Below are 21955 nucleotides of genomic sequence, written 5' to 3' on the forward strand. Positions count from 1 at the left end.
GTGATAAAAAAACGGTCGCTGTCCCTGCTATGTCGGTCGTCCCTGCTATGTCGGTCCCTGCTATGTCCAGCCGTTCGAGGCCGCGCTCTGTGGTATCGGTCGGTTTCATGGATTCTCTCACGTTTCAATTCTGTTTATCCAGCCCTTCTGCGATAGCACATCCACCGCGAGAGCAATCTGCCGCGGAGTAAATTGACGCTTGCGGTCATTCCAAGCATAGGTATGTCTTATCACATCTTCAACTGAACGGACGGATTCGTTTTTTATCACCCAATGCACCGTGGATAGCAGTTCCAGTCCTATGGGCGACTCAAACCCCTTTACCAGTTCCGCCACCTTGTCGAAACGGGCCCTGGTTTTCGCATGATGTTCCAAAAAGGCAGTGGCATCCTGAACGGCTCCCGGAACCAGCTTGACTTGCTTGTCCGGCGCATCACCACCATCGGCGTAGCCGGACACCAAATGTCCCTCAACGGCGTTAAGTACGTGACGGAGGTTCTCGGCGTATGGGCCGTACGAACCTTTCTGAAACTTGAGCCGTAGCGATTCTCCGGTCTCCTGCATAAAATACATTAGCTTGTGAACTTCCAATAGCGTCACGAAGGGGTCGAGCAGGCCTCCAAGATAGCGATCCATCAGCCCGACCAGCGCCGCTCGCCCTGCGGTCATCTTGGGCACATCGGTCGAGTGGTTGGCTCGCGCATCGCCCAGCGCACCGCCTGGTTCGAAGACAACGACCTTCACGTCTCCGAACTTCCTTAGCGCCGCCTCTATACGTGGGCGTACCTCAGACCAGTCCAATCCGCCTAATCCGCTACCAAGTGGTGGAAGCGCAATCGACTGGATGTTTCGCGACCGAATTTCCTCCGCCAATGCCACAAGGCCGGCATCGATATCCTCCACCCGGCTTTTGCCGCGCCAGTGGCGCTTGGTAGGAAAGTTAATGATATAGCGTGGATTCGTCAATTGGCCGGTCTCGAAGACGAACATCCGTCCTGGCTCCACCTCGTTCCGCTTGCAGGCCGTAGCATAGGATTTGTAGTTTTCCGGGAAGGTGTTCTTGAACTGAAGCGCGATGCCACGCCCCATGATGCCGATGCAGTTGACGGTGTTGACCAGGGCTTCTGCGTCTTCGGTGAGTATATTGCCTTTTTTGTATGTGATCATTGGTCTCTCCGCCTCCGTTAATAATACCAGTTGGGCATGATCTCTACAAGTGGTTTGTGGGTAGCCGCCCTAATAGCCGCGCTGGCCTTCTCGCGGACATTAGATGATAACACGCCTATGCGCTCGACCAATTCCCATGGGCATTGCCCCTCGATCAGGAATTCCGCCTGTTTGCCCTCCTTGACCGATGGCGAAATACCATTGCCGCTCCAGCGGTTTGTCTGGACTGCATCCCACTTGACTTCATCCAGTTGATTCAGGTCGCAACGGTCTTCAAAAAAACGCGAACCAGCGTTCGACAGCGTAAAAGCCCAACGCTTCTGGTTTTGCTCGGCCCAGGCGACGGATTCATGAAGATCGGCCTCCAAGTGAATAATGGAACCTTGTCCATCGCGATAAGTCAAGTCAGGGAGGTTGCCCTGATAGATCACATAGAGCATGGTAGAGCGCGGACAAAAATAGAACGGCACACAGTCGCCCACATACAAGGTCGGATGACTGGTTAGAGTTATCTCGTTCAGCCGCCGCTGCTTTATAGCCTCCATGCCAATGGTGCTGCCAGGCAAGAGTCGCCTGCCGACTTCTCGGTCGCACCACAAGCTCCCATCAGCGATGATGGATGGTAGCCGGTCCACATGCATAATATGGTAGATCTTCGGCTGTACTGGGACGGTCATTCCTTGACCTCCATGCCTTCTTCGATCATCTCATCCGGTTCTTCAGTTTCCTCATCGAGCGGTTCGGTGTCTTCGGATTCGTCAGGCAGGTTCGCCTCTGCCTCTCGCACGTCGAGCTTGCCGGTGACTACGTCGGCGATCAGGCGCGTGCGATATTCGCGGAGGAGTTCAAGTTTAAATAGGGACAACGGGGTTGTTGAAAAAGTGTCTTTTTCAAAAAAGTAGTCATTCCTGCGAAAGCAGGAATCCAGTTATTTCAAGGACTTCTGGACTCCCGCCTTCGCGGGAGTGACAGGAATATTGCTTTTTTCAACAGCCCCACAACGGCCGTTTATTTTCCCTCCCCCTACCTTCCCCCAATAATACTCATCGTCAAGGGTTTGTCAACGTAAAAGGGGCCCGCTTAAGCGGGCCCCTTGTCTTAATCGTGGTGCCCAGGGACGGAGTCGGTCGGGGGGCCGCCGCAATGCGGCGGCCATTATAGAAGGTCTCTACCTTACCGACAAAGGCCCGGCGGTTTTTGCCGGGCCGCTTCACCCCGACACAAGGATTGTAAATCCTCGTGTCATAGAAGAAAAGAGCAACCCGTGACGAGTTGCCCCCATAAGTAGGTGGTGCCCAGGGACGGAGTCGAACCGCCGACACGAGGATTTTCAGTCCTCTGCTCTACCAACTGAGCTACCTGGGCGTTGTCTAATAAAATAAGGTAATTTAAAGGCGCCGGATTGTCAAGGTCTTTTACCCTCTATCGCCCTCGCCGTCCCCTCTTTCTGCCCTTCCCCCCGCCCACGGCGGACCACACCACGGCCGTCCCGGCGACGAACCCCCCTATGTGCGCGTACCAGGCGATGCCGCCCCCGGCGGCGGTGCTAAGGACCTGGAAGGCGAACCAGATGCCGAGGAAGATTACCGCCGGGATACTCACCACCCGGATGAAGAAGAAGACGATTATGAGCGTTTTGACGTGGGCCCTCGGGAAGAGCAGGAAGTAGGCGCCGAGTATGCCGGCCACCGCGCCGCTCGCACCGATCATCGGAATGGCCGAGTCCGGGTGGATGACGACGTGCGTGAGGCTCGCCACCACGCCGGTCGAGAGGTAGAAGATGAGGAACTTCAGGTGCCCGAGCCTGTCCTCTATGTTGTCGCCGAATATCCAGAGGTAGAGCATGTTGCCGCCGAGATGCATAAAACCCCCGTGTACGAACATGGCCGTAAAGAGCGAGAGGGGAGGGGGGAGGAAGTTCTCGGGGATGATGTCCCGCAGGCGGGTTATCTCGTACGGTATGGCCCCGGCCTTCAGGATAAAGAGGTCAAGCTTTACCTGCCCGAGTTTTATTGGGCCGAGCATGCCCTGTCCGAGCGAGCTCTGGTAGATAAAGACCATTGTATTGAGCGCTATGAGCGCCACCGTGACGTAGGGGAAGGTGCTGGTGGGGTTGTCGTCCTTTAAGGGTATCATCCGATTTTTTTCATGCGGAAGGTGTAGAAGTGGCGCACGATCCCGTCGCCCTCCTTCGAGCCGTAGTGGGCGGCATCGAGCACCTCGAAGCCCCCGGCTCTTCGTATACCTCTATCCACTTGTCGTATCTACCCATTCGCACCTACCTATGGCGGCTATACCCAGAGCATACCGGATACCCCCCCCTCCCCCCCCGCCGGTGGCCTGTAGCCTGAAGATATGTGGGGACGAGTTAAAGGCGCGCTCTGCGAGCTTGTCATTTAAGTTTTTTTCCATTATATTGAAGGTCGTTGCCCGATAGAGACCGCGTATACAAGTATAGGTAAAACAAGGGAGTATTTCAAGAAGACAAAGATGGATACGGGAAGTCTCAAAGGCACGGCAACTCAAAGGGATCCCGGGGGGGGCCGGCCGGGCCCCGTTCCGGGATCTTACCCGGCATGGGTCGCGCTTGTTGTTATCATTGTTTTTGCGGCCGCGGTACGTTTCCAACTCCTGGACGTCCCGCTGGAACGGGATGAAGGGGAATATGCCTATGCCGGGCAGCTCATGCTCGAGGGCGTCCCGCCGTACGCAAAGGCCTACAACATGAAGATGCCGGGGATCTACGCGGCGTATGCGGTCATTATGGCGGCATTCGGCCAGACCCCCGCGGGGATACATCTGGGCCTGCTCGTCATCAACGCCGTCACTATCGTCCTCGTCTTTTTGCTCGCCAGGAGGATCTACGACCCCTTTACCGGTGCCGCGGCCGCCGGTTTTTTCGCCCTCCTCTCGCTTAGTCCTTCTGTTCAGGGTATTTTCGCCAATGCCGAGCACTTCGTCATACTCCCGGCACTGGGCGGCATATTGTTGCTGCTCCGAGCCGTCGAGTCCGGCCGGGGAGGGGGGGAAGGGGGGGAAGGGGGGGGAGGGTCGCTTTTCCTGATCGGGCTGCTCCTTGGGGTGGCTTTCATAATGAAGCAGCACGGCGCGTTCTTCGTCGCGTTCGGGGGGCTCTACCTTCTCTTCGGCGAGCTCGGCCGCCGGCCGGTCGTATGGTCGCGGTGCGTCCGGAGGTGCCTCTTATTTTCGGCCGCCGCCGCGCTCCCGCTCGTCCTGACCTGCACCATTCTCTTTTATGCCGGCGTCTTCGACAGGTTCTGGTTCTGGACCTTCGTCTATCCCCGTGAATACCTGGCGCAGACCGACCTCTCGGTGGGGCTGCGGGTGCTTTGGTTAAGGCTTGCGATTATGTACGGTTCGGCGGCTTTTGTATGGGGTCTTGCGACGATGGGGCTTGTCTCTATCCTGTGCAATAAGCGGACGCGCGACAGATCTCTTTTCCCTGCGGGTTTTATCGCGGCGTCATTGCTCTCCACCTGCCCGGGCCTCTACTTCAGGCCCCATTACTTCATCCTTCTCCTGCCGGCAATCGCCCTGTTAGGCGGCGTCGGAGCAAGCTCGGTGGCGCGTCTGTTTTTCAATGCCCGTACCCCCGCCTTTAAAAAAGGGGCGGCGGCGGTTCTTGCGCTCGCGGCCTTTTTCCACGGCGCCTACCAGGAAAACGACTTCTTTTTCCGTATGGGCCCGCTTGAGGCGACACGCAAGGTCTACGGCATAAGGCCTTTTCCCGAAACCGTGGAGGTCGCAAGCTATATCCGGGAACACTCCTCGGATAACGACAGCATAGCCGTAATCGGCTCGGAGCCGCAGATATACTTCTATTCCGGGAGGCGGTCCGCCACGGGCTACATCTATACATATGCCATGCTTGAAGACCATGAGTATGCCCTGAAGATGCAGCGGGAGATGGCCCGGGAGATAGAGTCCGCACGCCCGGAGTTTCTGGTGTTCGTGAACGCGCTGAGCTCGTGGGGCGTAAGCGAGTGGCCCGGAGGCTTCATATTCGACTGGTTCGACGAGTACCGGAGGAAGCACTTCGACCTGGTCGGGGTCGTTCATATCGTCTCGCCCGAGCGGACCGTATACAGGTGGGGGGAGGAGGTTTCCGGGTATCCTCCGCTTTCGGATAACCGGCTCGATATTTACAAGAGGAAGTAGCCGGGAGTACCTCCGGCCGAATCCATAAAGTAATCTAAAGAGGCCAAAAATAGTAAAAATATAGCTAAAATAGGCAGTAATGCCCTAAATATAGTTTTTTTACATAATATGCGCGCCCCTTTTTTGCTGCAGGGGTGCAGTAAATATGCTTAGGTGAGGCAAAATAGGCCAAAAACAGCCAAAAAAGGGATTAAGATGGCTAAAAAAAGCCGAAACACGGCCTTTTTACATAACGTATTATGCGCTTTTTCCCTGAATGGGCGTGGTAAATATCTTGAGCCAGATCACGATAGACCAAAAATGGCTAAAAATGGCTAAAAAAGGCTAGAAATGAACTAAAATAGCTCAAATATAGCCCGTTTGACATAATGCCTCCGGGAATGGAAGGGCTCCGGCATAACCCCTAAAGATGTATTTTCCTCGCGGGCCCGAACAACGGTGGCCGAGCGCATGGGATTGTGCTATACATATTAGGGGTGCGGCAGAGGTGGAGGGTGGGGTATGGGATGGAAGACATAGTCTGTGACGGGCCGGTATGCAGGGCTCCCGAGGCTTACGAGCCCTGCCGGATGCTCTAAAAATGGAAAGAAATTACTTCCGAATTTTTGTAAGAGATGTTATAAATTAAGAGGCCCTTCTTCACGGTGGACGGATTTTTAAGATTTTCGGCGGTAAGGATTCGGCTTTAAGGAGGCGAAGATGTCGGAGCGGAGAAGGATTGGCAGGAGGTACCTCATAGCCGAGGTGAAGGTGAATCCCCTTGACGGCAGGGAGCCGATGGGGGCCGAGGCCGTCGACATAAACAGGGGAGGCATGGGGGTCTACCTCCTTAACGAGGTAAGGGAGGGGGAGAAGGTCCTGGTGGAGGTGATCTTCGCTACCGAGGACGATACAAGGGTGACCGAGGAGATAAACGGCATAATACGGTGGGTCCACCCCGTGGGCGGGAACTACGCCGCCGGCATAAAGTTCGACGAGGCCGTTACGAAGAAGTACTACCCGGCCCTCTCGGCGTGCCTGGGGCGGGGGAAGACGGAGTGAACGTGCGGCGGAGCGGTGGAAGGAGGGTAGCGAGATGGAGGTAAGGAGCGAAGGCGAAAAATACAGGTGCAACGTCTGCGGCAACGAGGTGACGGTCACAAAGGCGGGCGGCGGAGAGCTTGTCTGCTGCGGCGAGCCCATGGAGCTTATAGAGGGGTAGGGAACCCCCGTAAGCCGTTCATAACGCTGAAAATCTTTTAGAAGCTTTTACCGGGAAAAGTTCGCGTACTCTTCCGGCACGTGAATATACCCGAACCCGATATACCCCCCCCGACCCCCCGCCTATAAAGCCGTCGCATGTGAGTAGATATTTGATGCCCGCCGGAGGGTCCGCGAGCGAGGGGAAGACAGATAGGGGGCCCCGGCAGAGAGAAAGCCCATGAACCCGGCCGCCCGGCCGGAACTTTTTTTTAGAGGAGGTTAGCCGTGAGCTTCGGAACCGTCGTGAACTGCATGGACGGCAGGACGCAACTGCCGGTAAACGAGTATATTAAAACCAACCACGGCGTCAGCTACGTGGATGCCATAACCGAGCCGGGCGTCGACGGGCTTATCGCCGAAAGCGGCGACAGCGAGCCGGTTATCGCCGCACTCAGGAAAAAGATCGAGATATCGGTCGGCCTCCACGGATCGAGTATCATCGGGGTCGCGGGACACCACGACTGCGACGGAAACCCGGTGGACGAGGAGACCCACGTGGAGAACATACGTGCCTCGGTTGAGAGGATAAAGGGCTGGTATCCGGATATGGAAGTCGTGGGGCTCTGGGTAGGTGAGGACTGGAAGGTCGAAAAGGTCGCCTGACCCGGTCAATCTAACAATGGACGCCAATGAACGCCAATGAACGCCAATGAACGCCAATGAACGGTAGGTCGGCTGAACGGTTTGATGTAGGGAACTAAGGAGTAGCCTCGGGTTCCCCCTCCCCCTCCCCCTCCGGCCCAACCACCATTGTGTCCGCTATGCTGTCGCCGAACCGTATCCCCTTATCATCGCTGTAGACGAGCGCCATCTCCGTGGCGACGATCGCCATGCCCGCGAGGAAGGCCAGGAGCTTCCCGATATACGGTATCCAGCCGAGAAGGATATAGGCCGCGACAAACGCGGCAAAGACCGAGTTCCTTATTATCGACTCCTTGAAGTCGCAGGACCGTCCTTCCCGGACGAGCGATACCACCCTGAGCCCCACGATCCTTTTCCCGAAGCTCCCCCCGCCCCGTCCCGCCCCGCCGCCCCTCAGGCCGTCGCATATCAAGATATAGGTGACGCCGGCCAGAGGGCCCACGAACGAGGGGAAGACAAATAAGGCCCCGGCAACGAGGAAGTCTATGAACTTGGCAAGGAACCTGTCGACGAGGTCCGCCTTGGGGTACGGTATGGGCTCGGCGCCTTCTTCCACGGCTTCTTCCCGCTCTTCAATCATCGGTCACCCCTTCTCGGCCTTTCTGGTAAAGAGTACGAACGCCATGGACGGCCTCTTGGACGAATCCCTCATGGCGAAGTTTATACCGTCGAGCGCCCACCCCTCCCGGACCTTTTCGTTTATCGTCCGTTCGAGTTCTTCGTCGGTGACGGTGCTGAGCTCGACGACCTTGTATTCCGTATATCCCACGTTAGCTCCCGGAGCCGGCCGCTTTCTTTTCTTTCTTCTTGTCGCGCGCCTCTTTGGCCGCGTCGCCGGGCTGGTAGGTGCAGAACGGCTCCTCGTCCATATAGTCGCCCGTAAAGGCCATGGCCCTGGCCCTGCACCCCCCGCAGACCGAGCGGTACTCGCAGTAGCCGCACCTGCCGTTATAGTCGTCCCAGGCGCGCATCTCCTTGAAGACCTCGGAAGAGTCCCATATTTTACTGAAGAGCTCCTTCCTTATATCCCCGCACTCGACTTCGAGGAAGCCGCATATCTGCACCTTGCCCATGTGCGAGACGAAGGCGAACGTCTGCCCGCCCATGCAGCCCTTGCTCATGGCGTCCATGCCGTGGGTCTCGGGCGTGACGGAGATCCCCTTCTCCCGCTCCTTCTGGCGGAAGATACGGTAGTAGTGCGGGGCGCAGGTGGGCTTGAACTGGAGCGGGACCTCTTCCCTCTTGTCGTAGAACCACGTAAGGGTCTTTTCGTAGTCTTCGGGGGATATCTCCTGGTCTTTCATCTCCGCGCCCCTGCCGGTCGGGACCAGAAGGAACGGGTGGTGGGCCTTCGCGCCGAGGCCTATGACGAGTTCGAGAATATCGGGGAGTTCGTGGAGGTTGTGCTTCGAGATGGTGGTGTTGACCTGGAAGTCGAGCCCCACCTTCTTTACGTTCTCTATGGCGGTCATCACACTCTGGAACGCCCCGGGCACCCGGCGGAAGTTGTCGTGGGTCTCGGCCGTGGCGCCGTCGAGGGAAAAGCTCACCCGCTGGATGCCGGCCTCTATCATCTTCTTAGCCGTCTCCTCGGTGACGAGCTCGCCGCAGGGGGCCATGACCATCCTGAGGCCCAGGTCCGTGCCGTGCCGTGCTATCTCCCAGATGTCGTCCCGGAGCATGGGTTCGCCGCCGGTCATTATCATTATGGGGCTGGAGAAGGACGCCACGTCGTCGAGGAATTTTTTACATTCCTCGGTGGTAAGCTCGTTCGGGTAGGGACCGAAGCGCGCGGCGGCGCGGCAGTGTATGCAGTCGAGGTTGCACGACCTCGTAAGCTCCCAGGCGATGAGCTTGGGCAGCCATTTTTTTCCATTCTTCCCACCTTTCCCGCCCTCTTTACCTTTGCCCTCCATCCCCGGCACTTCGTGGGGATGGCCTTTTGGCGCGCTTCCGTGCACTTTTATGGTCTCCTTATTATGAGTCGATCCGTTGACTATGGTTATGGGTCAGGGGTTAAACGTGCTCCCTATTTCCGCCCTTCCCGCAGCTCCACCAATATTATAACTACTACGAAGATCAGGACGGCTTCTATAGGATGTCCATAAAGCCAACGGAGAAAGTCCTGCATTTAACCACCCGGGATCCGTCATCTTATGGTTACGGACTCTTTACTTTGCCAGTATCTTTGCCGCGTCTTTCGCGAAGTAAGTGAGTATCATGTCGGCGCCGGCGCGTTTTATGGAGGTGAGCATTTCGAGCATGACCCTTTCTTCGTCTATCCAGCCCTTCTCGGCCGCGGCCTTGACCATGGAGAACTCGCCGCTTACGCTGTAGGCGGCCACCGGATAGCCGGTCTCCGTCTTTATCCTCTGGATTATGTCGAGGTAGGGGAGCGCGGGCTTGACCATGATTATGTCCGCACCCTCCTCGATATCGAGGGCCGCCTCTCTCATGGCCTCGTCGGTGTTCGGGGGGTCCATCTGGTAGCTCCTCCTGTCCCCGAACTCTGGGGTGGACTCGGCGGCCTCGCGGAAGGGGCCGTAGAAGGCGCTCGCGTACTTGGCCGCGTAGCTCATTATGGGCAGGTGGTCGAAGCCGTTCCCGTCGAGAGCGGCCCGTATTTTAACCACGCGGCCGTCCATCATGTCGGAGGGGGCCACTATGTCCGCGCCCGCCTCGGCGTGCGAGAGGGCTTCCCTCGCCAGCAGTTCGAGCGTGGCGTCGTTGTCCACGTCGTTATCTTTTATGATACCACAGTGCCCGTGGGAAGTGTATTCACACATACAGACGTCGGTTATTACCACGAGCTCCGGGCACCTGTCCTTTATGGCCTTTACGGCCTCCTGCACGGGCCCCTTCGGGTCGAAGGCCGAAGAGCCGGTCTCGTCCTTGGTTTCGGGTATGCCGAAGAGGATCACGGCCGGTATGCCGAGCTTCGCGGCCTCCGCAGCCTCGGCCGCGACCTTGTCCACCGAGAGCTGGAAGTGCCCCGGCATGGAGCCTATGGGCTTCTTGACCCCTTTACCGTATACGGCGAAGAGCGGGAGTATGAAGTCGTCGGGCGTTAAGACCGTCTCCCTCACCATGCGCCTGAGCGTCTCCGTCTTCCTGAGCCTCCTCGGCCTGTACTTAGGAAAGTTCATGGTGCCTTCCTTTCTTACGAGTCCCTGTCGCTTTTATAGTATTCCGCCATGGCCTCGGTGAGCGCCGAGACGGTGTACTCCCCGGGCATGATGTCCACCGCGAGGCCGAACCCCCTGGCGGTATCGGCCGTTATGGGGCCGATACACGCAATGCGCACCCCGCTTAAGAGTTCTCCGAGCTCTCCCTTTTTAAAGCCCTTTACGAAGTTCGTGACCGTGGAAGAAGAGGTGAAGGTCACGACGTCTATACCGCCTTCCTTGAGCATCTCCTTTATCCGTCCCGTCTCCTTCCTGGGCCTCAGGGTCCTGTAGGCGGTGGCCACGTCTATCCTTCCGCCGAGTCTTTTAATCTCCTCGGGCAGGAGTTCACGGGCCTTAAGCGCTCTCGGCAGGAGGAACTTTTTTCCTTTTATCCTGCGCCTTCCGAGGGCCTCGATTATTGCCTCGGCCCTGTACTCCCGCGGGGTGAGGTCTACCCTTATCCCGAGCCTCTTGACCGCATTTGCGGTCATGGGGCCTATGGCGCATATCCTGACACCCTTCAGCTCGCGCACGTCCTTACCGAGCTTTCCAAGTCTGTCGAAGAAGTATTTTACGGTGTTTACGCTCGTAAATATAGCCCAGTCGTACCCGCCAAGCCGCCCTATGGCGCGGTCGAGTTCCTTGTAGCTGGCGGGCGGGGCTATCTTTATAGTGGGGAAGTTTATCGCCTCGGCACCGGCCCTGTTAAGGAGGTGCGAGAAGGCGCCGGCCTGTTCGAGGGTGCGGGTTACGAGTACGTTCTTTCCGAAAAGCGGCTTCGTCTCGAACCAGTTGAAGCTCTTGCGCAGGTTCACCACGTTTCCGACCACGGTTATAACCGGCGGTTTCAACCCCTTTTCCCTTGAAAGCTCGACTATGTTGTCGAGCCTGCCGATGACGGTGGTCTGCTTCGCCATGGAGCCCCAGCGTATCATGGCCGTCGGGGTATCCGGGGCCTTGCCGTTATCCATGAGTTTTTTTATTATAGATGAGATGTTCTTCCATCCCATGAGGAAGACCAGCGTGCCTTCGCCCATGGAGAGCTTGTCCCACGCGATGGCGGATTTTTTCTTTCGTGGCGATTCCTGTCCCGTCAAGAAAGTAATGGAGGATGCGTGGTCTCTGTGGCTCAGGGGTATGCCGGCGTAGGCGGGTACGGCCGTGGCCGAGGTGACGCCGGGTACGACCTCGAACGGTATCCCCGCTTTGACCAGCGCCAGGACTTCTTCACCGCCGCGGCCGAAGATAAAGGGGTCTCCCCCCTTGAGCCTGACGACGTTCCCGTACCGCCGGGCCTTTTTTATGATGAGGTCGGTTATCTCATCCTGGCTTATGTACCTGGAGCCGCCCTTCTTGCCCACGTAGACGGTCTCGGCGTCTTTACGGGCGTGTTCGAGCAGGCGGGCGTTGGCCAGAAAGTCGTATATTACGCAGTCCGCTTCCCTTATGGCCTCCACGCCCTTGAGCGTTATGAGGCCGGGGTCTCCCGGGCCGGCTCCGACCAGATATACCTTCCCTGCAGGCATAGACACTTAATATAGCAGATGAAAGGGTAATTATCAATAATGGCGTGGTGCAATGGTATGGTTCGCCCCCCCCACTTCCCGTTGCAACGGGGGCGATAATATGATAAATTTTCGGAAACCAGTGGAAAAGGCGGCAAAAAAGAATTTTTTTACCGGAAGGTACGGCCCCGCCGCCGCCCTTCTACTTATAGCCGTAACGAGTCTGCTTATTTACTCCGACACGCTTTCCTACACGTTCCACTGGGACGACACCTCCAACATCATAAAGAACCCGCGCATCAGGGACTTCTTTGCCCTGTGGCCCCCTTCGGGGTCTAGAGACGTCGGCTTTCTCTCCTTCGCGCTTAACTACCACTTCGGCGGGCTCGACGTCTTCGGCTATCACATAGTAAACCTGGCGGTCCATACGATAAACGGTTTTCTGGTCTGGTGGCTGGTGGTCCTTGCTTTCGAAACCCCCGCTATGAGGGGGTTCGGGGGAGACCGGCGGGTAAAATATTTTTTCGCCTTAAGCGCCGCGCTTATCTTCATCTCCCACCCGGTCCAGACCCAGGCCGTGACATACATTGTCCAGAGGTTCGCGTCCCTTGCCGCGCTCTTCTACCTTTTGTCGGTGGCCCTTTACATGAAGGCGCGGACGTCGCTTGAGGGGGACGGCTTCCGCAGGGCCGTCCCTTTTTTCTTCTTCTCCCTTCTCTCCACGGTGTGCGCCATGAAGACGAAGGAGATAAGCTTTACCCTGCCGCTGGCGTTATGCATGGTCGAGCTCGTATTCTTCAGAGGCGGAGGCCTCAGGAGGTTAGCGTATTTTACCCCCTTTCTCCTGACCCTCGCCATCATACCTTTAAGCCTTGTGGGAACGGACAGGCCCCTGGGGGAGATAATAGGGGGGCTGGACGAGGCCTCCCAGGAGGACAGGGCGGTCTCCAGAGGAGGTTACCTGCTGACGCAGTTCAGGGTGATAATTACATATATAAGGCTGCTCTTCCTTCCGGTAAACCAGAACCTGGATTACGATTACCCCGCCTATAGCTCCTTTTTTGCTCCGGAGGTGTTCCTGTCGTTTATCTTTCTTTCCGCCCTTTTTGCTTCTGCCGTTTATCTCCTTATCCGGTCACGGAAGACGAATAACGGTTACGGTCTTCTGGCTTCCTTCGGCATGCTGTGGTTCTTCCTGGCACTGTCGGTCGAGTCCTCGATAATACCCATAAGGGACGTGATATTCGAGCACAGGCTGTACCTTCCGAGCGTGGGGGCGGCGGTCGCCTTCACCGCGGCCGTATTCGGCGCGTTCGACCGGATGAAGCTTGAGAACCTGCCGCTTGCCGCCCTGGTTATGCTGCTTCTAACGGCCGCGCCGCTCTCTTTCGCCGCCCACAAGAGGAACCTCGTCTGGGAGGACGGCATAACGCTCTGGAAGGACGTGACGAAGAAAAGCCCCAATAAGCCACGCGGACACTATAACCTGGGGCTCGCCTATGACGAAGTCGGCCTCATAGGCCGGGCCATGGAGGAGTATAAAACGGCCGTACGGCTCAAGCCCGGTTACGTCCAGGCGCATAACAACCTGGGGATAGCTTACGGAAAGAGGGGCATGGTGGACGGGGCCATAGAGCATTTTCGGCTCGCGCTCGAGTTACGGCCGGGCGACCTGGAGGCCCGCTACAACCTCGGCTTCGCCTACACAAAACAGGGCCGCCTTGGCGAGGCCGTAGAGGAGTACAAGGCGATCTTAAGGGTAAACCCCGGAGATGCCGAAACGCACAACGCGCTCGGGGCCGTCTACTTGAAGGTGGGTTTTACGGATAAGGCCATTGAGGAGTTCGTCCTGGCGCTCTACTTAAAGCCGGGCTACCGTGAGGCCGCCGCCAACATGCAGAAGGCACAGAGGTTAAGAAAGGGAGACAGGTAGCGGCGGGTTGTTCGCGGGCGGCGGATGGCGGAGGGGTCTGGGTGCCTCTAAAAATTAGATATTTTTTTCGAGATCGAGGCAGGGCGAAAATAAAAAGCGCAGCATATATGCTAATATGTGAGCACTTTTATTTTAGTCCTAACGAAGAGATCGGGAAAAAGAGCAATTTTTAGAGGTAGCCATCCGTTACTTCGACATCCTGAAGGTAAGTGTGTGGCCGCCCACCTCCACCACGTCCCCGTCCTTCAATACGTGTTCCTCGGCCTTTTCACCGTTTATTTTGAGCGGCGCGAGCGTTCCCTTCTTTATGATCTTGAAGATGTCCTTGCCCCTTACCACGACGGCGTGTTTTCTGGCCATCATCACGCCCTGGAGCTTTATGTCCGCATCGTCACCGCTGCCGATGGTGGTAACGCTTCCGAGCGGGAACTCGGTCCCGTCGTCGAGTACGAACGCGGTCGTATGCACGGCCCGCGGAATTTTTTCCTTTTCCTTTTCCTCTTCCTTTGCCGGTACCGGGGGGCTCTCGGGCGAAGGAGCGGGGGAGGGGGGGGAGGGGGGGGAGGGCGGGGCGTCCCCGGAGGGGCCGTGGAAGCGGAGGATGTGGGCCTTTATGGTTATCTCGTCCCCGTCGTGGAGCTCCTTGGTCTCTATCCGTATCCCCTTGAAGAAGGTCCCTATGGTGCTTTTCAGGTCCTCTATGAAGTAGCCGTCCTCGGTCTTCTTTACCACCGCGTGCTCGTGGGCCACCCCGGGCACCTTAATGGGTATGTCGTTGGTGTCGTCTCTTCCTACGGTGAGCGCGATCTCCAACGGGAACGTACCCTTTACCTTACCGTCTTCCACGAGTTCGATATAGGCCTCCGGGGCTTCTTCGGCCTCCGGTATTTCCTCCGGCGGCTCGGGAAGGCCTTTACCATGGAAAGTGGCAATGCCCTCTTTGGGCAACGGTGCCGAGTCCTCCGCCGGCGCCACGGTCGTCTTGTTGTACACCTCGACGGTAAGGTCGCGGCCCTTGCTGCTGGTGTAGGAGATAAGCCTCTCGAGCGACGGCTCGTCCTCGTCGTCCTTCCCCTTTTCCAGGAGGGACACAAAGGCGAGTTTGCCCTCCACGAACATGGCAAAGCCGCGCTCCGTACCCTTTTCGACAAGGGCCAGGATGACTTCTTTCTCCCCGGACTCTATTTGCTCCGTCATCTCCTCGAGGTCCACGAGGTCGGCGGTAAGGCTCTGCAGGGGCCGGTGGGTGCGTCTTACGAGCATGCCGAGCAGCACCTTCCTGTCGACCTCGAAGAACTCGATCGCCGCCGAGGAGCGGGCCTTGTACCACTCGAAGAAATCCTTTACAGGGGTGAGCTTCCCGCCCCTGGCGTCCTCGACCGAGGCCGAGTAGGGCTTACCGGTGACGATAAAGAGAAGGCGCGTCTCCTCGCCGCCGGTGGCAAGGGCGTAGCCGTCGGCCATCTCGCCGGACATGTTCCGGAAGAGCTCGTCCAGCCCGGAAAAGGGGAACTCTTTCTGCTCGAATAAAGATATGGGTTCCATCGCAACTTGCCTTATGCGGCCCCTCCCTCCCCGGGGGTGGTCGCGGTCCACGCTACTTTGGCGGCGCCACCCGGTAGAGTTCTTTCAATATGTCGTAGGCCCCGGCCTTGAGCAGCCTCTCCGCCAGTTCGGTGCCGAGCCCTTCGGCCTCGTCCCTCGGTCCCTTTATGGAGTCCCTTAGTACCGTCTTGCCGTCGGTCGAGGCCACAAGCCCCGTAAGGGTCAACTCTTCGCTCTCGACCGTACCGTAAGATGCGATAGGCACCTGGCAGCCGCCTTCGAGCCTCTTAAGGAAGGCCCTCTCGGCCTTGACGGCGGCCGAGGTCGCGGGGTGGTCGAAGAACGCGACGAGTTCGTTCGTTTCCGCGTCGTCCATCCTCGTTTCTATGCCGAGGGCGCCCTGGCCCACGGCCGGGAGCATCACTTCGGGCTCTATGTATTCGGTTATCTTCTCCGCCCAGCCGAGCCTCCTTATGCCGGCGCCCGCGAGGATGACGGCGTCGTACAGCCCCTCTTCGAGCTTCCTCAAGCGCGTATCGATGTTCCCCCGGAGTTGGGCTATCTCCAGATCGGGCCTTTTAGCGAGGAGCTGGGCCTGGCGCCGGAGGCTCGATGTCCCTATCTTCGCCCCCTCCGGAAGCTCGAAGAGTTTCTTGCCTTCGCGCACCACGGCGACGTCTCTCGGGTCCTCCCTCTCGGTTATGGCCGTGAGGCCGAGCCCTTCGGGAAAGAACGTGGGCACGTCCTTCATCGAGTGCACGGCGAGATGAACGCGACCGGAGAGGAGTGCCTCCTCTATCTCCTTTACGAAGAGGCCCTTGCCGCCGACCATTGCCAGCGGCACGTCGGTAATCTTGTCCCCGGTGGTTTTTATCCTATCGAGCTCGACCTCCAGGCCGTGCTTTTTTTCGAGTTCGGACTTGACCCAGTCGGCCTGCCAGAGCGCGAGCATCGAGCCGCGCGTGCCTATCCGTATCTTCTTCTTCAGTTTTTAATGCCTTCCGTTATTTTCCGCTTCCACTTTTCAGGTGTCATTTTAGCCATATACATTCCTCGGGATTTAATATCTCCTACAAAGACTTGTCCAGCGGCCTGGCTCCATGGCAGATAGCGACAACTTCTATTATCTTTCCCTTAATGCGATAGACTATCCTGTAATTCTCCTAAATTTTTTCCCGTAGCTTTTCATCCCCGTATTCCGGTACGACCCGCCCGGCCTCAGGGTATTCGGGAAGGGCTTTTACAATGGCATTTACCCTTCCGGCAAATAAAGCGGCATAGTGCCCGGAGTCCTTCGCTATGTAGTTACAGGTATCTTCGAAACCGGAGACCGCCTGCGGCGACCACCTTACCGTTCGAGCCATTTACCCATCCGCTTTTCAACCTCTTCGTGAGGAATGCCCTTGCCTTCGTCAAGCTCCTTCAGCCCCGCATCGACCTGCAACCTGAAGTACAGCTCCGCCATGATATCATCGACCGTAACGTCCTCGGGAAGAGCCCGAATCATTTTAACGACCTGTTCTTTAATCCCCTCCATTCCAATCACCTCCTGATAATCATTATGTCGACCGACTTACTTCTCCCCGCTTCCGGTTTTTTTAATCTCATCCTCAGCCTCCTCATCCCCGAGGTCGAAGAGTTTTCTGGCCACTTCTATGTAGCGGTCGCCCTCGACCTTGTTGGCCTCACGCTTCAAGTGCGTTACCGGGTTATGGAGGATCTTATTCACTATGGCGCGCGTCATGGCGTCGAGCGCCTCCCTGTCTTTCTCGGAGGCCCCTTCGAGCCGGGGAAGCGCCTTATCGAGCTCGCTCTTCCTTATCTCTTCGAAGCTTCGCCTGAGAGCGATTATCGTAGGCACCACGTCGAGCGATTTGACCCACCGGTAAAAACTCCCTATCTCTTCGGTGATTATGGTCTCGGCCTGCTCGGCCTCCCTGGCCCTCTCCTTCATGTTGGCCGCCACCACGCCCTGCAGGTCGTCTATGTCGTAGACGTAGGCGTTGTCGACGTTGTTGACGAGCGGATCGATGTTCCTCGGGACCGAGATGTCCATGAAGAACATGGGCCTCTGCCTTCTCTCCTCCAGCACGTCCCGGACGTCGTCGGGTCTTATGATGAACTTCGGGGCGGCGGTGGAGGCGATAACGATGTCCACGTCCTTCAGGTAGTGGGGGAACTCCCGGAACATTATGGCCGTGGCGTTGAACTCCCTGGCCATGTTGACGGCCCTCTCGTAGGTCCGGTTGGCTATCATGAGCTCCCTTACGCCGGAGTTGAGGAGGTGTTTGGCGGCGAGTTCGGCCATCTCTCCTGCGCCGACGAGCATGGCGCCCCTGCCCGTAAGGTCGCCGAATATCTTCTTGGCGAGCTCCACCGCGGCGAAGCTTATACTGACCGCGGACGAGCCTATCTTCGTCTCGGTCCTTATGCGCTTGGCCACGGAGAAGGCCTTGTGGAAGAGCTTGTTTATGACGGTGCCGGCCGCGTCGCTGTGGACGGCCAGGCTGTAGGCGTCCTTGACCTGCCCGAGTATCTGCGGCTCGCCCATGACCATGGAGTCCAGGCTCGCGGCGACCCGGAACATGTGCCGCACCGCATCTTCGCCCGAATGCGCGTACAGAGCCTCGTCGAGCTCCTCGAGCGGGATCGAGTGGTGCTCCGAGAGGAACCTCTTTATCTCCCAGACGCCCTTCTCGATGTCCCTGGCCACCCCTATGACCTCCACCCTGTTGCAGGTGGAAATAATAGCCGCCTCGTTCAGCCCGTACGGGCCCACGAGCGCCTTAAGCGGCCCGCCTATGGAGTCCTCGGGAAAGGAAATTTTTTCCCGTATCTCGATGGACGCCGTCTTGTGGTTGAGTCCTACTATGACAATGTTCATTATCTTATGTCCTGTTTTATGTCCCGGCCTTTACCGGTTTGAAATGCCGTGGCCTTCACCCAGCAGCACGTATATAATGAGCGACGAGCCCAGGAGCACCCCGAAGGCCACTACCGAGAACTTCGCCGACTTCCTGCCGCGCCAGCCGGTGGTGAGCCGCCCGTGCAGGAGCGCGGCGTACAGAAACCACGTTATCATAGACCATACTTGGCGGTGTTTCCACATCCAGTAGGTGCCGAAGGCGTACTCGGACCACATGACGCCGGTTATTATGCCGAGCGTCAAGAGAGGGAAGCCGTAGGTAAGGCACTTGTAACCCAGCTCGTCGAGAATGTCGAGCGACGGCAGCACGAAGTACATTCCCCCCACTTTGTGCGACTTCAGGTAGTGCTCCTGGATAAGGTAGGTCACGCCCAGTATGCAGGCGAGCGCGAAGAACGCGTTACCGAGTATGGCGAGCGTTACGTGCACCGGGAGCCACCAGCTCTTCAAGACGGGTGTAAGAGGCACGATCTCGCTCGGCAGGAGCGAGGCCGTTATTACGAGCAGCAGCGCGAACGGCGAGACGAACGCCCCGAGGACCGAAAGGTTGTACTTGAAAAGCAGGAAGAGGCATATGCCCACCGTAAGCCACGCAAAGAGCAGAAGCGATTCGTGCAGGCTGGTCGTGGGTATCCGCCCGCCCTCGGCGAGCCGGCCGAGGAGTGTTATGGTATGCGCGAGGAAGCCCCCGATAAGGAGGTCCCGGGCGACGCGGGCGAACTTGTCCCCGTGCGATACCAGATAGCCGGTATACACGAGCGTGGCCGCCAGGTAGAGGGCCGCGGTTATGTGAAAAAATACGTAGCTCATTTAAACCACTGCCCACCTTTGTCGGGTGGGCCGGGCGGGCCGGGCGGGTTTATCCGGACGGGACGGCTAAAGTTTTACCTTTAGCTTCGAGAGCGTGTAGCCCTCCCCCTCCTCACCGACAGTTTTTTTCAGAAACCGGTTGATCGCCGCCCTATCCCCCTTCTTTATCCACTCAAGGAGGGGGGAGTTGAGGAGCGCCTCGTAAATCCTATCCTTTTTATCATTTTTGGCGTTCTCTTTCAATAGCTTCCGCCTCACCGCGCCCATGAGCTCCACGAACACCGCCATCTCCGGCGGTATGCTCCGCTCGAGCGTTTTACGGAGCGCCTTGGCCAGGTACGGGCTCTTCCCCGAGGTTGAGATCGCCACGAGCAGGCTCCCCCTTTCGACCACCGAGGGCACGATGAAGTTGCAGAGTTCGGGCCGGTCCACCACGTTTAAGAGCGTCCCGGCCTTCCGGGCCTCTTTCGAGACCGCCTTGTTTATCTCTTCGGAGTCCGTGGCGCTTACCACGAGGAATGCGCCTTCGATGTCGCCGACGCAATAGCGCCTGGCGGTGTGGCGGATTTTTCCCGTCTTCACAAGGCTCTTAAGCTTTTTTGTAAGCTGTGGGCTTATAACCGCCACCCGCGCCCCGGAGAAGAGGAGGGATAAGACCTTCCTCTCGGCCACCGCGCCGCCGCCTACGACTAGGCACGTCTTCTTCTCTATGTCCAGGAATATGGGGTAGTAGGGCATCTTCACAGCCTTTTATTTTTGATGCGTTGGCGTACTATTTATAGTATAATGCAAGGATGTCAAAGAAGCCATTAATCGAGACCAACCCTTACCTGAAAGACGCCGCTGAACGGGATGAATCGCTCTGCACGTCGGTTTCCAGTTCCACGGCTATTGAAGGGGTAAGCGTATCCCTCAAGATACCCAGTGCGTCTAAAGAAACTAAATCCCCCGCTTCCCGCGAACCCGGAGCGTCCGGGAAATCACGGCGCTGAAGACCTTCTCCATAGGTTCGTAATCCTTATCCAGCCCCGCCTGTACCGCCGAGAAGTACTTCTGTCTGGTCTTTCCTTTAATGCCGCCAAAGTCCAATGGGGGTAATTCCGCCTGCATGGCCATTACGGTCGCTATCAGGCGCGCGATCCTGCCGTTCCCTTCACGGAAGGGGTGAATTAACACCAACTCGGCATGCACTATGGCGATGGCCTTTACAATCTCGTTCCTTGAGGCAGAGCGGCACGGCGTATACTTACGAAGCGGACCTTTTTCGAGCCTAACCATAGTTTGTGAACCTTACATATATCCGCAGAGGTGAACCGACGGTTCCTGTCGTAGGTACGAATTGCTTCCCCCGTGGTCCGGAGTAGTTCCTCAGCCTCGATCCGGTCCATCTCCCGCTTGCGCTTGACCCCGAGCAGGTTTTTGTGTACCCTTCCGCGAGAACCCGGCTCGAACTGCTCCTCGATCAACCCGGACACGTCATATCGGCCACCCTTTTTCATCGTCGCAAGTCAATATCCCACCATCCGCCCGGGCCTACGACCAGGCACGTCTTCTTCTCTATGTCCAGGAATACAGGGTAGTAGGGCATGGGGGATCCTGTTTATAGTGTCGGGTCAGGTTTCCCAACCATACCACCCTCTCCAACCTATTGTCAATAAAGTGCTTTTTCGTAATTCCCCCTTAAACCGCCCCTCCATTTTCCTACGGATTGTGCTAAAGTTGTGGTATAAGAGAGTCCGAAGCGATTTTGGCCATAAGCCATAAGTGGCGTAAAAGTAAAGGGTTTCTACCTATGCTGCTCTATAGACTTATCCCGATAGCCCTCGCGGGCTTTTTGATTGTTCCCCTTTTCCCCCTTTCAAGCGTCCGGGCCGAGCCGGTCGACGCCACGGAGGTCATCCGCCGTCTGGACCTGCTTCTCCGCGGGGATACGTCCACCGGGCTCTACGAGATGACGATAACGGACCCGAAGTGGGAGAGGACGCTCAGGATGCGGGTCTGGGAGAAGAGGCGCGAGAAGAAGACTTTTATCCGCATCCTCTCCCCGCAGAAGGAAAAGGGCGTGGGCACCTTGAAACTCGAGACCGAGATGTGGAACTACCTGCCGCGCGTGGAGAGGGTCATAAAGATACCGCCGTCCATGATGATGCAGTCCTGGATGGGGAGTGACTTCACGAACGACGACCTCGTGAAGGAGTCGAGCATAGTCGACGACTACACCCACACCCTCCTTGGCGAGGTCGAGCTCGACGGAGCCGCGACCTACCACGTGGAGGCCCGGCCCCGCCCCAATGCGCCAGTGGTCTGGGACAGGATACTCTACTGGGTAAGGAAAAAGGACTACATGCCCCTGAAGGAAGAGTTCTACAGCGAGAGGGGGGAGCTCATAAGGGTCCTTACGTTTTCCGACATAAAGGAGATCGGCGGGAGGACCATACCGACCTTCTGGAAGATGGTGCCCGTAAAGAAGGAGGGCAAGCAGACCTCCTTCCGCATCATCGAGGCCGAGTTCGACGTGCCGATAGACGATAGTATATTCACTCTCCGGAACATGAAGAGGGTAAGATGATAGTCTTGAAGATGGCCTGGCGCAACGTCTGGCGGAACTTAAGGCGTTCGCTCATAACCGTTTCGGCTATTGGCTTCGGCCTCTCGGTCTTGCTCTTCCAGCAGTCGCTCGTAACCGGGTTTCAGGACCGGCTCGTCGAGAACTCCGTGCGTCTCCACTCCGGCCACATACAGGTCCACAAGAGCGGCTACCACAAGAAGAAGAAGGTCGAGACCGCCATCGAGGACCCCTCGGCCGTGGACGAGGTGCTTGCCGCGACACCCGGCATAG

Annotated in this window: 24 protein-coding genes and 1 tRNA gene; 7 read left to right on the plus strand and 18 right to left on the minus strand. The window is 57.5% G+C overall.

Going from position 1 to position 21955, the window contains the following annotated elements:
- Positions 1 to 117: 117 nt before the first annotated feature.
- The 6 genes from V3W31_05980 to V3W31_06005 all read right to left on the minus strand — a co-directional run bounded on the left by V3W31_05980 (position 118) and on the right by V3W31_06005 (position 3422).
- A complete protein-coding gene (locus V3W31_05980) occupies positions 118 to 1167 on the minus strand; it encodes a macro domain-containing protein (GenBank protein MEE9614489.1) in 1050 nt (349 codons plus the stop codon).
- A 17-nt stretch (positions 1168 to 1184) separates the two neighbouring features.
- Entirely contained in the window at positions 1185 to 1844 is a 660-nt protein-coding gene (locus tag V3W31_05985; protein ID MEE9614490.1) for a DUF4433 domain-containing protein, read from the minus strand.
- A complete protein-coding gene (locus tag V3W31_05990) occupies positions 1841 to 2032 on the minus strand; it encodes a hypothetical protein (GenBank protein MEE9614491.1) in 192 nt (63 codons plus the stop codon). Before V3W31_05990 ends, V3W31_05985 begins: the two co-directional genes overlap by 4 nt.
- Positions 2033 to 2456: 424 nt before the next feature.
- Positions 2457 to 2532, minus strand: a tRNA-Phe gene (locus V3W31_05995).
- Positions 2533 to 2589: 57 nt separating this feature from the next.
- Positions 2590 to 3303: a rhomboid family intramembrane serine protease gene (locus V3W31_06000; GenBank protein ID MEE9614492.1), complete on the minus strand. Its 714-nt coding sequence runs from the start codon at positions 3301 to 3303 to the stop codon at positions 2590 to 2592.
- The gene (locus tag V3W31_06005) at positions 3300 to 3422 is read right to left on the minus strand and encodes a hypothetical protein (protein ID MEE9614493.1); all 123 of its coding nucleotides are present in this window, start codon (positions 3420 to 3422) and stop codon (positions 3300 to 3302) included. The genes V3W31_06000 and V3W31_06005 overlap by 4 nt, the downstream gene beginning before the upstream one ends.
- 430 nt (positions 3423 to 3852) lie before the next feature.
- Between V3W31_06005 and V3W31_06010 the strand changes: the two genes are divergently transcribed.
- The 4 genes from V3W31_06010 to V3W31_06025 all read left to right on the plus strand — a co-directional run bounded on the left by V3W31_06010 (position 3853) and on the right by V3W31_06025 (position 7191).
- A complete protein-coding gene (locus tag V3W31_06010; protein MEE9614494.1) occupies positions 3853 to 5346 on the plus strand; it encodes a glycosyltransferase family 39 protein in 1494 nt (497 codons plus the stop codon).
- Positions 5347 to 6045: 699 nt separating this feature from the next.
- Entirely contained in the window at positions 6046 to 6387 is a 342-nt protein-coding gene (locus V3W31_06015; GenBank protein ID MEE9614495.1) for a PilZ domain-containing protein, read from the plus strand.
- A 34-nt stretch (positions 6388 to 6421) separates the two neighbouring features.
- Positions 6422 to 6547 (plus strand): desulfoferrodoxin FeS4 iron-binding domain-containing protein, encoded by a 126-nt coding sequence (locus V3W31_06020; protein MEE9614496.1) that lies wholly within the window; start codon positions 6422 to 6424, stop codon positions 6545 to 6547.
- Positions 6548 to 6813: 266 nt separating this feature from the next.
- Positions 6814 to 7191, plus strand: a complete 378-nt coding sequence (locus V3W31_06025) for a carbonic anhydrase (GenBank protein MEE9614497.1) — start codon at positions 6814 to 6816, stop codon at positions 7189 to 7191.
- A gap of 94 nt (positions 7192 to 7285) precedes the next feature.
- Here V3W31_06025 and V3W31_06030 read toward each other — a convergent pair whose 3' ends face one another.
- From V3W31_06030 to cobA, 5 genes are all read right to left on the minus strand, one after another.
- On the minus strand, positions 7286 to 7810 hold the full coding sequence (locus V3W31_06030) for an RDD family protein (GenBank protein ID MEE9614498.1): 525 nt from the start codon (positions 7808 to 7810) through the stop codon (positions 7286 to 7288).
- A gap of 3 nt (positions 7811 to 7813) precedes the next feature.
- Positions 7814 to 7999, minus strand: a complete 186-nt coding sequence (locus V3W31_06035) for a DUF4177 domain-containing protein (protein ID MEE9614499.1) — start codon at positions 7997 to 7999, stop codon at positions 7814 to 7816.
- A gap of 1 nt (position 8000) precedes the next feature.
- Complete coding sequence (gene ahbD, locus V3W31_06040; GenBank protein ID MEE9614500.1) at positions 8001 to 9191, minus strand: heme b synthase; 1191 nt, start codon at positions 9189 to 9191, stop codon at positions 8001 to 8003.
- 210 nt (positions 9192 to 9401) lie between these two features.
- Positions 9402 to 10376 carry a porphobilinogen synthase gene (hemB, locus tag V3W31_06045; protein MEE9614501.1) on the minus strand — a complete coding sequence of 325 codons (975 nt, stop codon included), beginning with the start codon at positions 10374 to 10376 and terminating at the stop codon, positions 9402 to 9404.
- Between the two features lie 14 nt (positions 10377 to 10390).
- Positions 10391 to 11923, minus strand: coding sequence for a uroporphyrinogen-III C-methyltransferase (gene cobA, locus V3W31_06050; GenBank protein MEE9614502.1), 1533 nt, complete (start codon positions 11921 to 11923; stop codon positions 10391 to 10393).
- Positions 11924 to 12023: 100 nt separating this feature from the next.
- Here cobA and V3W31_06055 point away from each other — a divergent pair, with 100 nt between their 5' ends.
- On the plus strand, positions 12024 to 13835 hold the full coding sequence (locus V3W31_06055; protein ID MEE9614503.1) for a tetratricopeptide repeat protein: 1812 nt from the start codon (positions 12024 to 12026) through the stop codon (positions 13833 to 13835).
- A gap of 186 nt (positions 13836 to 14021) precedes the next feature.
- On the opposite strand, the gene V3W31_06060 is transcribed toward V3W31_06055, so the two are convergent.
- From V3W31_06060 to V3W31_06090, 7 genes are all read right to left on the minus strand, one after another.
- Positions 14022 to 15380: an FHA domain-containing protein gene (locus V3W31_06060; GenBank protein MEE9614504.1), complete on the minus strand. Its 1359-nt coding sequence runs from the start codon at positions 15378 to 15380 to the stop codon at positions 14022 to 14024.
- A 52-nt stretch (positions 15381 to 15432) separates the two neighbouring features.
- The gene (hemC, locus tag V3W31_06065) at positions 15433 to 16368 is read right to left on the minus strand and encodes a hydroxymethylbilane synthase (protein MEE9614505.1); all 936 of its coding nucleotides are present in this window, start codon (positions 16366 to 16368) and stop codon (positions 15433 to 15435) included.
- Between the two features lie 360 nt (positions 16369 to 16728).
- Positions 16729 to 16917, minus strand: a complete 189-nt coding sequence (locus V3W31_06070; GenBank protein ID MEE9614506.1) for a hypothetical protein — start codon at positions 16915 to 16917, stop codon at positions 16729 to 16731.
- A 36-nt stretch (positions 16918 to 16953) separates the two neighbouring features.
- A complete protein-coding gene (gene hemA / locus V3W31_06075) occupies positions 16954 to 18264 on the minus strand; it encodes a glutamyl-tRNA reductase (protein ID MEE9614507.1) in 1311 nt (436 codons plus the stop codon).
- Positions 18265 to 18294: 30 nt separating this feature from the next.
- On the minus strand, positions 18295 to 19116 hold the full coding sequence (gene ccsB / locus V3W31_06080) for a c-type cytochrome biogenesis protein CcsB (GenBank protein ID MEE9614508.1): 822 nt from the start codon (positions 19114 to 19116) through the stop codon (positions 18295 to 18297).
- A gap of 66 nt (positions 19117 to 19182) precedes the next feature.
- Entirely contained in the window at positions 19183 to 19854 is a 672-nt protein-coding gene (locus V3W31_06085) for a bifunctional precorrin-2 dehydrogenase/sirohydrochlorin ferrochelatase (GenBank protein MEE9614509.1), read from the minus strand.
- Between the two features lie 201 nt (positions 19855 to 20055).
- A complete protein-coding gene (locus V3W31_06090; protein MEE9614510.1) occupies positions 20056 to 20394 on the minus strand; it encodes a Fic family protein in 339 nt (112 codons plus the stop codon).
- 514 nt (positions 20395 to 20908) lie between these two features.
- Here V3W31_06090 and V3W31_06095 point away from each other — a divergent pair.
- Both V3W31_06095 and V3W31_06100 read left to right on the plus strand, forming a co-directional pair.
- Complete coding sequence (locus V3W31_06095) at positions 20909 to 21685, plus strand: outer membrane lipoprotein-sorting protein (GenBank protein MEE9614511.1); 777 nt, start codon at positions 20909 to 20911, stop codon at positions 21683 to 21685.
- Positions 21682 to 21955: ABC transporter permease (locus V3W31_06100; protein MEE9614512.1), on the plus strand; the 274-nt coding region annotated here is incomplete at its 3' end. The genes V3W31_06095 and V3W31_06100, both read left to right, overlap by 4 nt.

The organism is Thermodesulfobacteriota bacterium, assembly GCA_036482575.1.
In the GTDB taxonomy this organism is placed as follows: domain Bacteria; phylum Desulfobacterota; class GWC2-55-46; order GWC2-55-46; family JAUVFY01; genus JAZGJJ01.

Coding starts and splice junctions, on each gene's coding strand:
- V3W31_05980 (MEE9614489.1), bottom strand. CDS start 1,167: ATGATCACATACAAAAAAGGCAATATACTCACCGAAGACGCAGAAGCC.
- V3W31_05985 (MEE9614490.1), bottom strand. CDS start 1,844: ATGACCGTCCCAGTACAGCCGAAGATCTACCATATTATGCATGTGGAC.
- V3W31_06000 (MEE9614492.1), bottom strand. CDS start 3,303: ATGATACCCTTAAAGGACGACAACCCCACCAGCACCTTCCCCTACGTC.
- V3W31_06010 (MEE9614494.1), top strand. CDS start 3,853: ATGCTCGAGGGCGTCCCGCCGTACGCAAAGGCCTACAACATGAAGATG.
- V3W31_06015 (MEE9614495.1), top strand. CDS start 6,046: ATGTCGGAGCGGAGAAGGATTGGCAGGAGGTACCTCATAGCCGAGGTG.
- V3W31_06020 (MEE9614496.1), top strand. CDS start 6,422: ATGGAGGTAAGGAGCGAAGGCGAAAAATACAGGTGCAACGTCTGCGGC.
- V3W31_06030 (MEE9614498.1), bottom strand. CDS start 7,810: ATGATTGAAGAGCGGGAAGAAGCCGTGGAAGAAGGCGCCGAGCCCATA.
- hemB (MEE9614501.1), bottom strand. CDS start 10,376: ATGAACTTTCCTAAGTACAGGCCGAGGAGGCTCAGGAAGACGGAGACG.
- cobA (MEE9614502.1), bottom strand. CDS start 11,923: ATGCCTGCAGGGAAGGTATATCTGGTCGGAGCCGGCCCGGGAGACCCC.
- V3W31_06055 (MEE9614503.1), top strand. CDS start 12,024: ATGATAAATTTTCGGAAACCAGTGGAAAAGGCGGCAAAAAAGAATTTT.
- V3W31_06060 (MEE9614504.1), bottom strand. CDS start 15,380: ATGGAACCCATATCTTTATTCGAGCAGAAAGAGTTCCCCTTTTCCGGG.
- V3W31_06070 (MEE9614506.1), bottom strand. CDS start 16,917: ATGGAGGGGATTAAAGAACAGGTCGTTAAAATGATTCGGGCTCTTCCC.
- hemA (MEE9614507.1), bottom strand. CDS start 18,264: ATGAACATTGTCATAGTAGGACTCAACCACAAGACGGCGTCCATCGAG.
- ccsB (MEE9614508.1), bottom strand. CDS start 19,116: ATGAGCTACGTATTTTTTCACATAACCGCGGCCCTCTACCTGGCGGCC.
- V3W31_06085 (MEE9614509.1), bottom strand. CDS start 19,854: ATGCCCTACTACCCCATATTCCTGGACATAGAGAAGAAGACGTGCCTA.
- V3W31_06090 (MEE9614510.1), bottom strand. CDS start 20,394: ATGGTTAGGCTCGAAAAAGGTCCGCTTCGTAAGTATACGCCGTGCCGC.
- V3W31_06095 (MEE9614511.1), top strand. CDS start 20,909: ATGCTGCTCTATAGACTTATCCCGATAGCCCTCGCGGGCTTTTTGATT.